Source organism: Pedobacter sp. BG31 (genome assembly GCF_042464845.1).
Lineage (GTDB): Bacteria > Bacteroidota > Bacteroidia > Sphingobacteriales > Sphingobacteriaceae > Pedobacter > Pedobacter suwonensis.
This window is the reverse complement of sequence record NZ_JBHNZK010000006.1, coordinates 96,624-113,261: the sequence shown is the minus strand read 5'-3', so window position 1 is coordinate 113,261 and position 16,638 is coordinate 96,624. Positions and strand designations below refer to the sequence as shown.

At 40.8% G+C, this 16,638-nt stretch carries 9 protein-coding genes; all 9 read right to left on the bottom strand.

What is annotated here, in order from left to right; all coding sequences use genetic code 11:
- Window positions 1-24 precede the first annotated feature (24 nt).
- Window positions 25-1,800 (bottom strand): DUF885 family protein, encoded by a 1,776-nt coding sequence (locus ACFE6N_RS09845; RefSeq protein WP_378935991.1) that lies wholly within the window; start codon window positions 1,798-1,800, stop codon window positions 25-27.
- Between the two features lie 76 nt (window positions 1,801-1,876).
- Window positions 1,877-2,779, bottom strand: a complete 903-nt coding sequence (locus ACFE6N_RS09840) for an AraC family transcriptional regulator (RefSeq protein ID WP_378935989.1) — start codon at window positions 2,777-2,779, stop codon at window positions 1,877-1,879.
- A gap of 1,012 nt (window positions 2,780-3,791) precedes the next feature.
- Window positions 3,792-5,033 (bottom strand): NAD(P)/FAD-dependent oxidoreductase, encoded by a 1,242-nt coding sequence (locus ACFE6N_RS09835; protein WP_378935987.1) that lies wholly within the window; start codon window positions 5,031-5,033, stop codon window positions 3,792-3,794.
- Between the two features lie 38 nt (window positions 5,034-5,071).
- Window positions 5,072-6,073: a 4-hydroxyproline epimerase gene (locus ACFE6N_RS09830; protein ID WP_145855576.1), complete on the bottom strand. Its 1,002-nt coding sequence runs from the start codon at window positions 6,071-6,073 to the stop codon at window positions 5,072-5,074.
- Window positions 6,066-7,652 carry an aldehyde dehydrogenase (NADP(+)) gene (locus ACFE6N_RS09825; protein WP_378935985.1) on the bottom strand — a complete coding sequence of 529 codons (1,587 nt, stop codon included), beginning with the start codon at window positions 7,650-7,652 and terminating at the stop codon, window positions 6,066-6,068. Before ACFE6N_RS09825 ends, ACFE6N_RS09830 begins: the two co-directional genes overlap by 8 nt.
- A 14-nt stretch (window positions 7,653-7,666) precedes the next feature.
- Window positions 7,667-8,584 (bottom strand): dihydrodipicolinate synthase family protein, encoded by a 918-nt coding sequence (locus tag ACFE6N_RS09820; RefSeq protein ID WP_145855580.1) that lies wholly within the window; start codon window positions 8,582-8,584, stop codon window positions 7,667-7,669.
- 332 nt (window positions 8,585-8,916) lie between these two features.
- Window positions 8,917-10,587 (bottom strand): M1 family metallopeptidase, encoded by a 1,671-nt coding sequence (locus ACFE6N_RS09815; protein WP_378935983.1) that lies wholly within the window; start codon window positions 10,585-10,587, stop codon window positions 8,917-8,919.
- 675 nt (window positions 10,588-11,262) lie between these two features.
- Window positions 11,263-12,660 (bottom strand): aminopeptidase P family protein, encoded by a 1,398-nt coding sequence (locus ACFE6N_RS09810; protein ID WP_378935981.1) that lies wholly within the window; start codon window positions 12,658-12,660, stop codon window positions 11,263-11,265.
- Between the two features lie 1,202 nt (window positions 12,661-13,862).
- Window positions 13,863-16,628: a DUF5695 domain-containing protein gene (locus ACFE6N_RS09805; protein ID WP_378935979.1), complete on the bottom strand. Its 2,766-nt coding sequence runs from the start codon at window positions 16,626-16,628 to the stop codon at window positions 13,863-13,865.
- Window positions 16,629-16,638: the final 10 nt, after the last annotated feature.

Sequence of the window (16,638 nt, the reverse complement as noted above, 5' to 3'; positions counted from 1 at the left end):
TTCGAAGGTTGGTTGTTGATTTTATTACTTAAGCTGATCGTAAAAATACCATGAGGTTTTGAAGTCGCGGGTTAAAGGCTGATTGGTTAAAGTAGCCCTGATCATTTCGACAGGGATTAAGTTTTGTTTGATCACGGCATCATGAAAATCATTAAAGCTCATTTTGCCACTATCTACCAGCTCTTTTTTCAGCGCAAAGAGCTGAAGACCGCCGGTCAGGTAGGCTACCTGGTATAAAGGGCTATAATCGCCTTTGAAAGATCGGCGGACCTCACCTTCTGCATTGGCACGTTCGTGCCCTACACGGTCGACCAGAAAATCCACACACTGCTGAGGGCTCCACCTGCCCAGGTGAAAGTTCAGCGAAAACAGAATCCTGGCACAACGGTGCATCCGCCAGAAAAGCATACCCATTTTTTCCTCAGGTGTTTTGGCAAAACCTTTATCGTAAAGCAAAAGTTCCCAGTATAAAGGCCAGCCCTCTATGCTAAAAGGGGTTTGAAAAGGATCGCGATAGCTTTTATATCTGCTATTCATAAAATACTGGTAATGGTGGCCTGGTAGAAGTTCGTGCTGCACCGTTCCTCTCGAAAAATAAGGATTGTTACCACGCATACTCATTAACTTATCGTCTTCCTCCATCGTATTGGTTGGATAGGAAATGCTGATTTCGCGCCCACCTGTGAAAAATGGATTCACCAATTGTCTTTCGGCAGACATCATCACCATACCCCAGGTTTCTTCTGCAAGTGCCGGAATATTGATCAGATTATTGGCTTTGATAAAATTGAGGGCGTCATCCTGTAATTTTACAATCAATTCCGGCTGCCTGCCCAATGGCACATAGCTATTTTTGATTTTTTCCTGTGCCTTTTTCCAGTCATTGCCATAACCCATAGCGGCTGATGCTTTTAAAAGCTCTTCATCGCAAAACTTAAATTCCTTTTCGGCAAGCTTAATCAGTTCTTCAGGTGTATAGGGAATAAGCTCAGCATTTAACTGCCTGATGAGTTCTTCTCGTCCAATAGGATTTCCTTTAATTTCCGGTTTACTTGATTTTACAGCAGGAGCGGCATCAACATCATCAAAAAGTTTGGCGTAATTGGCTAAGGCAAGGTCTAATTTCTCGTAAGGTTTAGGCACCCACCAGGTAAAACCCGGCTCATAATCCATATAAAATTGGTAAAAGCCCTTTAACCGATGTTTCAAACTCAAACTGATGGCTTTTGCCATTTTAAGCTGATCGGGTTTAAGTGCCCCTTTTTTAAAATTCAGGCTTAGGGAATCAACTTGTTTTGCAATTTTTTCTATCCCGGCGGCCAGCAGTGCACCATCCTGATAAGTACCTCTTCTTCTTAGGTTTTCGAGTGCGTAAATGGCGTCGGCAAAGGTAAAATACTTTGATAAAGCATTATAATCTGTTTCTTCTCTACCTAAAAGCCAAACCGACGATTCGATCCGTTTTTTAAGCAGAATATAATCCACCTTGCCATAAATACTGAAATTTTCAAATTGTGCAGCTTTTAGCTTGTTTAGGTAATCGTGATTAATATCCTGCAGGCGTTTCCTTTGGGCCGGACTTTTAAAAGTAGCCATTGGATAGGAATAGGTTACACCAGCTGAATAAGGATAGTAGAAATCGTTAATGGCATCAACATCCTTTTGGTAACCTACAATCAGCGTACCCATTTCGCTGGTTTGTTCGTACAAACTTTCATTTGAAGTTTGAGCCCATGCAAAAGGGCCCGATAACAGGCACACCAATAACAAAAGGGCAAAAAGGTTTAGTTTATTTTGCATGTGGTTTGGTTAAAACAGGCAATAGCATTGCCTCCATTTGTAAAAAATGGTTACATTATATTAAAAAAGCAGTTGTTTAAGCGCCGATGTAGTTCACCCTGCTTACATTGTTATAGGTATCAATATATGCCCGTGGTGATTGGCCGATAATACTTTTAAACACCCTGTTAAAATTGGTAATGCTATTAAAACCAGCTTTATAGGCTACGCCTGAAATGCAATCCGCTTTTTCTCCCGATATCAGACTTTTGCAGGCATCGTTGATTCTTACTTCATTTAAAAATGACACGAAAGTATGACCGGTGTGCTTTTTGAAATACCTGCAAAAAGCCTGAGGCGTCATAAACGCTGCATTGGCCACATCTTCTAATGAAATTTGGCTGTTATAGTTTTCGGTGATGAAATTAATGATCTTACTTAAACGCATACCTTCATTTTCGGTTACGTTGGAAGAATACATATCGGAGCATAAAGGTTCTACATTCTCATTCAAATCCTGAAGGCTGTTTACCATTTTCAGGAAGTTAAACAATACATCAACCCCTGCTGCCTGGTGTACATTCAGCATTTTACCTATTATATTTTTGGTAAATGCAGCCGGAACTTTGAAACCATGCTTATTTTTAGCTAAAAAAGCACTGGCCAGCTTCATTTCAGGGAGATTAAATAAAGCAGCTAATATGCCATTCGGATTAAAGTAAATAGAACATGCTTTAATGGTTTTATTACTGTCGATAGCGAAATACTCGGGATTACTTTTAAACAGATGCGGAAGTTTAGCTCCAATTAAAAAAACGTCTCCAGACCGGAAGGCATGCATATCATTTCCAGCAATTAGTGTCCCCTCACCTTTTTCTATATACGTGATCTGCCATTCATCGTGGCGGTGCAGGTATTGATAAAAATAGGGAGATTCGATTTGTTCCGATATCACACTTTTGTCGTCAGGAACAAGCATGGTAAAAGGTAATACTTTCATAATCCAGTTAGTTTGGTTTGGTTGGTTATTATGAATTGAATATATAAATATTAACTCAAATAACCCAATAAAACTCAGATAAGGTTAAAATACTACTATAATTTGATAAAATATGACGGATTATATCAACAAACTGACCACTCATTATTACTATTAACGTAGTTAAAGGACTATAAATCATTTTATAGCAGGAGCTCAAAAGAAAACCAATTGCTTAGCAATGCGTTGATCCGGATGGGCAACCGAAACGCAGTGCTTGAAAGGTGTCGGGATTATAAATCCCGACCAACGGAATGGCTGGTCCGGATTAGAAATCCGGACCCAACGAACTATGGATTTAGAATCCATAAAAGAACGAAGAGCGTCGGGATTACAAATCCCGACCAACAGAGTAATCTAAAGCTGGTCTGGATTTGTAATCCGGACCTTTACGAACTTTGGATCTGCGATCCACTGGCAAAGGATTGAAAGTTAGAGACGGGACTAACGGAGAATTAAAAAAACCGGTAACGGAAATGCTGGCCGGGATTTGAAACATGTCGGGATTAAACACCGCGACTAACAGGTGGTTATTATGAATTGAATATATAAATATTAACTCAAATAACCCAATAAAACTCAGATAAGGTTAAAATACTACTATAATTTGATAAGATATGACGGATTATATCAACAAACTGACCACTCATTAATTACTATTAACGTAGTTAAAGGACTATAAATCATTTTATAGCAGGAGCTCAAAAGAAAACCAATTGCTTAGCAATGCGTTGATCCGGATGGGCAACCGAAACGCAGTGCTTGAAAGGTGTCGGGATTATAAATCCCGACCAACGGAATGGCTGGTCCGGATTAGAAATCCGGACCCAACGAACTATGGATTTAGAATCCATAAAAGAACGAAGAGCGTCGGGATTACAAATCCCGACCAACAGAGTAATATAGGACTGAAAAGTTGAAGTCGGGATTACAAATCCCGACTAACTAAAACCGACTAACTTAAATCTAAAAATTATCGAACCAATGCGTAAGGTTCAATATTTATATCAGTTGCGATGCCTGAAACAATCTGACTAACCAACAAGCCTGTTGCAGGTCCTAAGCTTAAGCCCATCATGCCGTGGCCGGTAGCGATGATCAGGTTTTCTCTTTTTTTGCATCTGCCAATGTATGGCAAACCATCAGGTGATGAGGGACGGAAACCATACCAGATATCTTTTTCTGCAGGAACTGCCGGTTTTAAATCAGGAAAATATGCCGGAACGGATTCAACAATCCCTTTGACCCGTTGCATATTAATGCGGGTATTGATCTTATCTAATTCCATTGTTCCGCCGTACCTGATCTGACCGTTCATTGGTGTGATGGCCACCCTGGCTTCACATAACAATGCCGGGATAGTTACGCGTTGCTGAGGCTCGGGTTCCATAAATGAATAACCCTTACCTGGCATTAAAGATATTTTAACATCGGCCATTTTGGCCACTGCAGGCGACCACGAACCGGTTGCTAAAATATATTCATCTGCTTCCCAGGAAGTATTACCCGCAAAAACCTTCGTAATGCGATTCCCTGATGTTTCAATTTTATCAACTTCTTTGTTACGCTGTATATTAACGCCATTCTTTATTAGATATTTGAGCAGGGCGTCCATCAATTTTGTTGGGTAAAGATGGGCATCACAACGATAGTGTACTGCTCCCAAAACATCTAATTTCAAATCTGGCTGTAAAGCACGGCATTCATCGGCAGTAAGTACGGCCATATCCAGACCAAGCTCTATTGCACGTGCAGCTAAATGCGCTTCCTCTTCAGCAGCTTTTTCTGTTTTGTAAAATGCCAGAATGCCGTTTTTGGTTAATTCGAAATCGAACTCCGGCTCTTTAGCCAGGCCCTCATATAGTTTTTTGCTCAGCAAAGATAAATCACGTAATGGTACTGCCGCCTCGCTTACATGTTTTGCTGTGGCATGTTTCATAAATTTCAAGCCCCAGCTAACGAGGTTTGCGTTTAATGAAGGGCGCACATAAAAAGGGCTTTTGCTATCGAACATCCAGCGGATCCCCTGCTGTATCATTCCCGGCGCTGCCAGAGGAACAAAATGACTCGGCACAATCATCCCTGCATTACCAAATGAGCAGTTGTCGGTAATATCTCCCTTATCCAAAATTGTTACTTCGTAGCCCCTTTTCTGCAAATAATATGCTGACGTCAGACCTACTATTCCACCACCTATAATTAATACTTTCGACATGCTTTTAACTTATTCTGCTGATATTTCTTTTTTTACTTTTAGATCACCTGAAACCCGTATGCATATGGATCATCTTCAGGATCTATTTTAATAGTATTGTAGCCGTAAACTTTTGCCCAGCCTTCTACACTTGGTATAATGGCCTGAATTCCGTTTAGGTCAACAACTTCTTCTACCTTTCCGATAAACTTACTGCCAATAAAACTCTCATGGATAAAATCCTCTCCCTGTTTTAGCTTTCCTTTGGCAAACCACTGTGCCAAACGGGCAGAAGTACCGGTTCCGCATGGCGAACGATCAATGGCTTTATCACCATAAAAAACAGCATTTCTGGCCGTTGATGTAGGATCAATAGTTTTTCCCGTCCATAATATATGGCTACAGCCGTTTATTGTAGGATCTTGTGGATGAACAAAGCTGTAAAGTTCATTGATGCGTTTTCTGATGATCTGGCTCCAGCTAATCAACTGCGAGGCACTGTAATTTTCTAATCCCGGAAAATTCTCCTGAGGATCGACGATGGCATAGAAATTTCCGCCATAAGCTACGTCAAAAGTAAGCGTACCCAAATCAGGACATTCAACCTGAAGATTTTCTGCAGCGAGATAAGAAGCTACATTTTTCAGCTTAACAGACTTTACTTTTTTTCCTTCCTGTTTGTACTCGATCAATACCAATCCTGCCGGCGCTTCCATTCTGATCTGCCCTGGTATTTTCGGTTGGATGAGCCCTTCTTCAATAGCAATGGTAATGGTACCAATGGTACCATGCCCACACATTGGCAGACAGCCACTGGTCTCGATAAAAAGTACCGCTACATCATTAGCCGGATCATGAGGTGGATAGAGAATACTACCCGACATCATATCATGCCCACGTGGTTCGAACATCAGGCCTTTCCTGATCCAGTCAAATTCTTGCAGAAAATGCTGGCGCTTTTCGCTCATGTTCGAGCCGGTAAGCTGAGGCCCTCCACCTGCCACTAACCTAACCGGATTTCCACAGGTATGTGCATCTACACAAAAAAAAGTTTTACTCATGAGATTTCGTTAATTGTTGATTGACCGTTCTGAAAATACCCAGCGGGTTGCCATCTTTCAATTCATCCGGCAACAATTCCTGCTCCCAATCCTGATAAGCCAAAGGCCTGACAAAACGATTAATAGCGGTAGAGCCTACAGAAGTAAAACGACTATCGTTGGTTGCAGGGAATGGACCACCATGTTGCATGGCCGCACAAACTTCTACACCTGTAGGCACACCATTCAGTATAATTCTTCCGGTTTTATCAGTTAACCTGTTTACCAAAGCCTGGTAATCTCTAAGCTCCTGTTTTTCGGCCATTAAGGTAACGGTAAGCTGACCCTCTAACACTTCAACGGCCTGCTCCAGTTCAGCTTGATCCTGGGCAACAACCAACAGAGAATATGGTCCGAAAATTTCTTCACGTAGTTTTGGATTTTTAATAAAATCGGCAGCACTTACCTGAGCTATTTTTGCTTCTGATTGATTTTGAAGTTCCGTATTTTTCACCGTTGATGCCGATAAAAGCACAACACCATCTTCATTTACAACCTCAGCAGAAAGTTTGCCATAATTATGGGCAATACCTTCGGTAAGCATTGTTGCCGATGGAATGGTTGAAATGGCCTCTTTTAAAGCAGTCTTAAAGTTTTCGAGTGCAGGCGATTGTACGGCTAACAATAACCCGGGATTGGTACAAAACTGACCTGCTCCCAAGGTAATGGATGCTGCATATTTTTTAGCCAGTTCTTCTGCCTGGTTTTCTATGGCTAACGGAAGAAAAATTACCGGATTAATACTGCCCATTTCTGCAAAAACCGGAATTGGTTGTTCGCGTTGTTGAGCAAGGTTAATTAAGGCCATACCGCCTTTAAACGAACCGGTAAACGTTACGGCTTTAGTTAAGGGATGTTGAACCAGCCCAGCACCAACAGCGTAACCATCATCATATAACAAAGAGAAAACACCTTTAGGCATTCCCGTTTTTTCTGCTGCCTTAATAATGGCACCACCTACCAAAGCACTGGTTCCATAATGTGCGGGATGCGCTTTAACCACCACCGGACAACCAGAAGCTAGTGCCGATGCGGTATCGCCGCCTGCAACAGAAAAAGCAAGCGGAAAGTTGCTTGCACCAAAAACCACCACTGGTCCGATTGGAATGAGCATTCGCCTGATATCTGGTCTCGGCAAAGGCTGTCTGTCAGGTAATGCCGTATCAATAATGGCATCAACCCAAGAGCCTTCTGCAACCAAACTGGCAAATAACCTTAATTGACCCGTAGTTCTGCCCAATTCGCCCTGTAAACGGGCTAAAGGCAAACCACTTTCTGCTGAAGCCCTGTTTACCAGTTCTTCACCAAGATTGGCAATTTCATCGGCAATGGCATTTAAAAATGCTGCTTTAAGATCTTTGTTTAAGTTTCTGTAGCTTTGAAATGCAGCTGTTGCTGCTGTTAAGGCATCATCAACCAGTTTTTCGTTAGCTTTGAAAAATTCGCCATCAAGCGTTAATCCCGTTGCAGGATTAACAGCTTTAAGGCTTCTTTCATTAACTTCAATATAAGTACCGGCTACAATATTTTTTCCGTTCATATTTGGTTTTTAAACTATTTGCCCCAACTACCTGCAGGTAATTCCGGACGAACAGCTAATGCATCATTAATAATTTTCAATACTTTCTCTCTTTCTGCACCACTTAATGGCAAACGCGGCGCACGAACCGCCTCAGTTCCCAATCCGGTTGCCACCTCTGCTAATTTAATGTATTGTACCAATTTTGCATGAATATCCAACTCAAGCACAGGTAAAAACCAACGGTAAATTTTTAATGCTTCGGCAATGCGATTTTCTTTAACCAACCTGAAAATAGCAACGGTTTCTCTAGGGAAAGCGTCAACCAAACCTGCAACCCATCCATGGGCACCCATTACAATACTCTCCATTGCTAAAGGATCTACTCCGGTAAAGATTTTAAAACGGTCGCCAAAACGGTTGATTAATCTGGTTACATTTGATACATCTCTTGTTGATTCTTTGATGGCCTGGATGTTGTCGTATTTAGTTAAAACCTCGAACATGTCCAAAGTTACTTCGATTTTATAATCAACAGGATTGTTATAAATCATGATTGGCAGACTGGTGCTTTCTGCAACAGCACCAAAAAAGGCTAACGTTTCATCCGGAGCGGCATTATAGCGCATTGGTGGCAACAGCATTAAACCTTGCGCACCAAGTGATTCTGCTTTTTTAGCTACTTCGATTGCTTTTTTTGTAGTTGATTCTGCAATATTCAATAAAACAGGAACGCGACCATTTACCACTGTTAAGGTATGTGATAACAAACCAAACTTTTCTTCATCCGTTAGTACACTGGCTTCGCCTAGCGATCCACCTAATATAATTCCTTCAGCACCTGCTTCTAATTGCGCTTCGATATTTAAATCGAACGCTGGAAAATCTAACTCATCGTTTGCTGTAAATTTAGTGGTTACAGCCGGGAAAACCCCAGTCCATTTGATACTCATTTTAATGTTATGTTTTAATAAATATTTTCAAAATTCATCTCGCCAATTCCCAAAAGCCGGGATCCATCGGCAAATATTACCTCATCATTGATCCACAATCAATGCGTCTAACTGATGTTCAAAGTTAGGAAATCACCAGGCAGCAATATTGTTAGATTTTAACCGATAATGGTCGTAAATGCGCCACTTCAACCAGATAAATCTGGTCTTGGAAAGCAAAATTCATTAATAAAAAGAACGAGAGATGAATAAAAAAGTTATCCTATTGCGCAACATCTCCTCTAAATCAGCTGAATAGAAAAACACCTGTTACCTATTCTATCCAAAGATATTTATTTTGTATTTTTCACCTGAAGGTAATACATAAATTCAATACCCGATGTTGTAAAAAGTGCATCCTGCCCTTTGGCCAGCATAACCTGCTGCCAGTTTTGCGAAGGTATAATTTTTAATGTTGTAATGCCTTCGTTTTTCAGACTTAAAGGCAGGTTGAAACCCTTAACACAATTGCTATACCGGTAAAACGCCTTGCCATCTTTAAGGTAATATTCGAATACCGGAATCTGCACCGTACGGAGATACTGATCAAAAACTTTTGAAAAATTATAACCTGCTTTTTTAGAAATATAATTTTCAATCTGTGCAGTAGTTACCGTTTGATGATAAAAAGTTTGGTTTAGCCCCCGTAATATGGATCTAAAAAGCTGGTCGTTATTTAAACTATGCCTGATGGAATGCAGCATATTGCCTCCTTTCGGATACATATCGCCACTGCCTTGTGCATTTACGCCATAAGGCGGAATAGTGGGGCTATCATTTCTGATACCTTTTCTAATACCGAAATTATACTCGTTTCCAGCGTTAGTGCCAAAGGTATAATCTACAAAAAGTGTTTCGCTGTAGTTGGTGAAACTTTCATGCACCCACATATCGGCCAGGTCATTAGTGGTAATGTTGTTGCCAAACCATTCGTGCCCACTTTCATGAATGATGATGAAATCCCACTTTAAACCCCAACCATTACCAGACATATCTTTACTTCTATAGCCGAATTTATAACCGTTGCCGTAAGAAACGGCCGATTGATGTTCCATACCCGTATGCGAAGCATCGATCAACTGATAACCATCTTCATAAAAAGGATAAGGCCCGAACCAATACTCCATGCTTTTCATCATTTTATGTACCTGATCAGGCATGTAGGTTTTCGCTTTGGGGTAATTATAATCCAGTACCCAATAGTTCACATCGAGTGCGCCCTTTTCTCCGGCATATTTCTCCTTAAAATTTACGTATTTGCCAATGTAAGGAATAATGCAATAATTGCTGATCGGATTTTTAACGTTGTACTGATAGGTAGCGGTACCATCGTGATTATCTTTCTTAAATACCAGGCGACCATTACCCACGGCGATCAACGTATCCGGAACGGTCATGGTTAAAGAAGCACCTAAATCCGGTTCGTCACTTTGATGATCTTTATTCGGATACCACACCGAAGCACCTAGGCCCTGGCAGGCCACTGTCATCCACGGCCGCGAAAGCGAGTCGGTAGTAAAAATAAAACCACCATCCCAGGGTGCTCTTTTGGCCTGGTGAACCTTTCCGTGGTAAAAAATATGGACATTATTCAAAGCAGATAACTTTTGTGCAGGTACATGTACATACCACACACTGCCTACATGTTCGAATTTTAACTTTGAACCGCCATTATATAAAACGCTGTCAATAATTAAGGGTTCCTGTAAATCGATCTGCATGCGGGTGTTGCCATTATTTTGACGCACTACTTTATAAACGATCTTATTTGAACCCATGATGCTTTTATCATTGTAATCTGGCTTAACAGCCAGTTCGTAACGCTGTACATCCCACCAGGTCCGTTCGGCATTCAGGCTGCCCCTTAGGGTGTCGGCTAAAGTATAAACTTTTGTTGGTGACTGCGCAAATAGCAGGGTACTCAACGTTAAGAAAACTAGGTTTAAGGAGATTATTTTTTTCATATTTTTTGCTGGTTATCATGTTGCAATAGCGTATGCTTAATTTGAAAAGCACTTTCAGCTTTTCATCGGTTACGGCAGCCCTGCTATCCCTCCTGCTCTGATGAAGAATCGGGAGCATCCGTTCTATCAGGTTTATTTAACCTGGGTTTGTGCCAAACACCCCGTTTCTATCCCGTGCATCAGCCTGTGTTTTTAGCCCTGACAGGAGCGGGCATTCCGATCCTTCATCGGGATAAAGCGGGTGGCAGGAACCTCCTTTAAAAAAAAACGAATGACCCTGCGCTCCAAAACAAAACTGCTGTTATTTTAATACATTTTCTTATTATCAGCGCATAAATATCAGTTTGAAAAGCAATTGCGGTTTTTCATTGGTTCGACCAGTCCTGCTATCCCTCCTGCACCGATGAAACCTGTGCAACAAGCAAGCATACCGTAAAGCAACCAAAGCAAGTTGCTTAAATCGGGAGCATCCGTTCTATCAGGTTTAGTTAACTTGGGTATGTGCTAAACACCCCGTTTCTATCCCGTGCATCAGCCTGTGTTTTTAGCCCTGACAGGAGCGGGCATTCCGATCCTTCATCACAATAAAGCGGATGGCAGGAACCTCCTTTAAAAAAAACGAATGACCCTGCGCTCCAAAATAAAAAAATCTTTTATTCCAAAGAGCCGCCCATCCTAATAAGCTTCGCTTCTAACCGATTCTATTTCTTCAGTAGTTATGGCTAAATATTTCCCCAGCATCCGGCTTCCATTTTCAGTAATCAGAAAATCATCTTCAACCCTGATGCCAGTAAAGTTTCTAAATTGCTCTAATTTATCGTAGTTAATAAATTCGGCAAACTGATTAGCGGCTTTCCAACGATCGATCAGTTCCGGAATAATATAAACACCTGGTTCTACCGTTAACACATATCCTTTTTCCAGCGCTTTGCCCAATCTTAACGATTTTAAGCCAAACTGGGTAGTATTTTTGGTCAGCTCATCTGTATAACCCACATACTGCTCACCTAAATCTTCCATATCATGTACATCTAAGCCCATCATATGTCCGGTTCCACATTGGAAGAACATGGCATGCGCACCAGCCTGTACCGCATCTTCTATATTACCCTTCATCAGGCCGATATCCTTTAAACCCTGCGCCAGCATTTTGCAAGAAGCCAAATGTACATCTAAATACCTCACGCCCGGGGCCAGCATATTTTTGCCATGCGTATAAGCATTCAATACAATATCATAAACATCTTTTTGCTCAGCGGTAAATTTCTTGCCTACAGGAAAAGTACGTGTAAGATCGCCGGCATAACCTAAAGCGGTTTCTACACCAGAATCGTTTAATACCAGTTGCCCCTCGCTGAGCTGATTGCCATGGTAATGGTTATGCAAAATCTCTCCGCGAACGGTTAAAATAACAGGATAGGCCAGATTGCTGCCCGAGGCTAATGCAGCACCTTGAATTTTAGCGGCAAGTTCGCGTTCATACATACCAGGTTTAGCCTGCTGCATCACCATTAAATGAATATCGGCAGATATTGCTGCTGCACGATCCAGCTCTTCAATTTCTTCAACAGATTTAACAGACCGTTGTGCTACTACCGCCTTAATAAAACCAATTGAAGCTTTTTCTTTAAGTTGATCAATAGACAGGTTGAGCCAGCTGGCCAATTTAATTTTATTCTCAGATCGGTAAGGTGGTAAGAAATGAATCTCACGTTTTTTATCTAAATATTGTTTCAGATAAGTGTTTAGCTGGGCATATGGCAGCACTTTAGTTAGGCCAGCATCCAGACTTTTTTCTTCCAGTGTTTTCTGCCTGCCCATCCATACAATATCATCAATGCCCATTTCATCACCGAAAAGAATCGTCTCCTCTTCATCCAGGTCAATAATGGCGCCTAAGGATGGATCGTTGATACCAAAATAATATAAAAAGGTACTATCCTGCCTAAAATGATAGGTATTGTCCTTATAATTCATCGGGCTATCTTCATTACCCAAAAAGAGTAATATTCCCGAATTTATTTTTGATTTTAATGCTGCTCTTCTTTCGAGGTAAACTTTCTTTTCAAACATATTTTTTCAGTTAAGCAAATATCCCAAAAGCTAATTTTATTCAACAACAATTAATTACAATGGCTAAAATATGGGGTGTATCTGCAAATTATAAGCTATTAATCCGCCGTAAAAGTCACAATAAATTTCATTTTGACGAAATAGAAATGAAGAATCAGCTAAAAATTAAACCATATACTGCTGTCATGCTTGTTATTTAAAAAAATTATATATAAATAATTGTAATTTAAAATATTGACATATTTCATTTAAAGTATTACTTATTATTTTAACAATTTTTCATCAGCATATCGTTTTAAAAAAGGTATTATAATAATTTTATCAATTTGATTATCAATTTATATAATGAACTGTATTAAATCTATTTATAATATAGAAACTTCAAACTGCTCATTATCTTATTCAAATAAATCATAATTAGATTTTCTTATTATCTAATCGTTATCTCAATTTTGTCCGTAGTGTTAAGCGCAGCGTCACTACGGATTGATGAATGGTGTTGAGTTGTAAATTCAATAGCGAAACAACGAGTCAGAGACTCTATTTTATTCCATCATCCGTAGCGCCTTTCAGAACGCTACGGATAGACCTGATAAATCAATCCTGTCCGTAGTGTTAAGCGCAGCGTCACTACGGATTAATGAATGGTGTTGAGTTTTTAAACTCAATAGCGAAAGAACAAGTCAGAGACTCTATTCCATTCTTTAATCCGTAGAGCCTTTCAGAACGCTTCGGATAGACCTGAGCAGCATCATTACTCAATACTGTCCGTAGTGTTAAGCGCAGCGTCACTACGGATTGATGAATGGTATTGAGTTTTAAACTCAATAGCGAAATAACGAGTCAGAGACTCTATTCCATTCTTTAATCCGTAGCGCCTTTCAGAACGCTACGGATAGACCTGAGCAGCGTCACTACGGAGTGATGAATGTTGTTGAGTTTTAAACTCAATGACGAAACAACGAGTCAGAGACTCTATTCCATTCTTTAATCCGTAGAGCCTTTCAGAACGCTACGGATAGACCTGATAAATCAATCCTGTCCGTAGTGTTAAACGCAGCGTCACTATGGATTAATGAATGGTGTTGGTTTTAAATTCAATAGCGAAACAACGAGTCAAACACTCTATTTTATTCCATCATCCGTAGCGCCTTTCAAAACGCTACGGATAGCACGGATAGATGTTTGATGGTGATGGTTGATTATTTTTGAAGAATGACTTCGGTGGTGTGATCTTTTGCCAGCGGGAATTCATACCCTCCCCTTTTCTCTGTGCTTTTACTTTTTACTGAATAAACACCTGTTCCTTTAACTTTTGCAGGTTGCGATAACCGCAGTAAGGCGTTAGCCGTATATTCACCCGCTTTAGCAAGTTTTAGCCGGATTTCACCATTTATGGTATTATAGTTTACTTCATCAATGGTGCCGGCATCAAGACTGATCCAAAGCCCTGCTGGCGCAATGTAAACTGATGATTTTGCTGCCGTAGTCAATTTGACATTGACCGTATTGCCAGTTTTATTCAGATTGCCACCAAAAGCTAACCATCCGAATTCAGGATGATTTAAAATGTAAGAGGAAGTATTAACCGCGTAACCAAAAAAACCTGAGCCATAATCGCCCGTAATCCCGTCATTTTTCAAAGTTGACGGATAAGCATGGAATGCTGCTGGCGCAAAACCTTCCTGGGTAATATTAGAAATGCCGCCCAACAGGCCGCCATAACCTGCTCGTAAAAGATAGAAATCGCCAGGGTTTTTACGGTAATCCATTAAAACGGGAATGGCGTTAAGTGCTGAACCGTAATGATGGATCATCCTTTCGATACGCGAAAGTTTACCGCCATAAAGAAAATCCCAGTACCTACGGGCATTACCATTGTACGCCCAGTGCGGCAATACAGGCATATAGGCCAAAATGGCATCAAGCGTTACATTTGCTTTATCCTGGTAGCCAAAATAACTCGACCATACGTAAACTTCTTCTTGACCTGTAGAATCCCAAGGCATTTCACTACCAAATGGATATTGCAACGAGCGCCAGTGGTTGGCCCGTTTTTTCATTTCATTTTCTAACCGGGTAGCTTCCGCGGTTAATCCCTCATTTTTGAGGTCGTTTAAGATGAGATAGAATACTGTACCTTCCATCTGGCCAAATTCTGAATAGTAAGGTGCAATATTAACCATAGCCATACCTGTTTCGGCAGCATCAATAAGATGTTGTTTCCAGCTCTGCTCTGCTATAAGGCCTCTATAATTACGTGCCAAACGGTACATCACCCAGTGGGCCGCTGCAACATGCGGGTAATTGTAAGATCGGCCGAGGTTATCAGCCTCTTTTTTTGGCCATGCAGACCATACTTTAAAGTTAATGTTTGCATCATAAGTACCCTTAGGAAGTGAATCTGGTGCATAGTAAAACAAGCTCTTTTTTACACCATATTTTTGGGGGCCGCTTTTAAGCTGTAACCTGCCAAACATTACGCTATCTACAAATTGTTTAAGTTTATCTACTTCTTCTTTTTTGGGCTGTACCAATTGTTTCATGATTGCGCCTAACCAAGAACCTGCACCTCCCTCATCGCTTAAACCAGAAATCCATGCCCGGTTATCCTGCACTACCTGCTGTTGCTTTTCATTGTCGTAGGTAATCACCGAAGGAGTTCTGTTAAAAACAGGATCCGGCTGGTTAAACCACTGCCTGGTAGTTAAAAAATTACCATAACTCGCAATCACACTACTTTCAGGATCAATCACTTTGTAGTTTATGGTTTGTTCCAGGCCATCTTCATAAGTAATGGATAACCTCGCCCTTCCCCATGTATTCCCCTTTACCGAATAACTTTTCCAACCGTTTTTGGTTGAGCCTGACGACACAACTCTTAAGGCATTTTCGGGCTGAACCTGAATAGCTTTTATCTTTTTGGGGTAATTTATGAATAGTTTCCCTTCAACATCTCTGGCTAGCACATAACCCGGAACAGATATGGCTACCGGTCTCTTGTTTTCAATCAATTTATCCTCGATATCTTTCGCGGTACCCGAAAGAATAAACTGAAGGGCGTAACTCCTGCTTTCGCCTGGTTTTAAAACTGTTGAAGTTGGGGTGTTCCATTGCTCGGCATTTTTCCACTCGTTTTCAGCATGGGCTTTACTATACACCATCCATTCGTAAAAACCTTCAAAAGCAATTCCTCTTGGCGTCCGGTCGTCATTAAGCGGATTGTAAGCTTCAAATGGTGTATGCCCTAATGGTGCAACCAGTAAAGAAGGTGCATGTCCGCTTAAGCGGGTAACCTGTAAATAACCGGCATCTTTTCCAATGTAGGGATCATAAAATACATTCTTGGCATGGGTCTGTTCCAGTGTACGCCCTTCTAAAATATTGTCAAAAATCATCGGTATTCCCAATGCACCAATTTCAACGTTTCGATCCGTTTTGTTTTTAAGTTCGAAACGCAGTACAAGTTTCCCATTAACCATTTCCCAGGTCCGTTTCACCTGTAACGAAATATCAGCAGGAAGTGTAGCTGCAAGATCAGCAGCAGCAAGGGCATTTTTACCTGCCTGGATGCTTTTTACAGGACTCCGTTTTGCCGCAGTGCTGTAGCTCTTCCAGCCTTCTTCGCCAGTGTAGCGTAATTTTAAATTGATATCGCCCAAGTGGTACAGACCATCTGAACTCCGCACTTTTAAACTATCGCCGGGTACAAAATCGAAATCTTTAACCAATTTTGGCTGGAGACCTGCTACGGTTTGAGATGATTTAACGAGCTTTAAATTAAACGCCCCGGCATTATAAGATGAAAAACCATTTTCCAAACCTAAAGTGGAAGGCCTTTTTCCTAAGGCAAGCCAAGGCGACTGGGCCTGGACAACCTCAATATTCACTAAAAATAAAACAAAGCAAAATATTGCTACAAAAGTGTTTAAGAATAAATATTTATTTTTTGTTGGCTCAATAATCATGACGAAACGC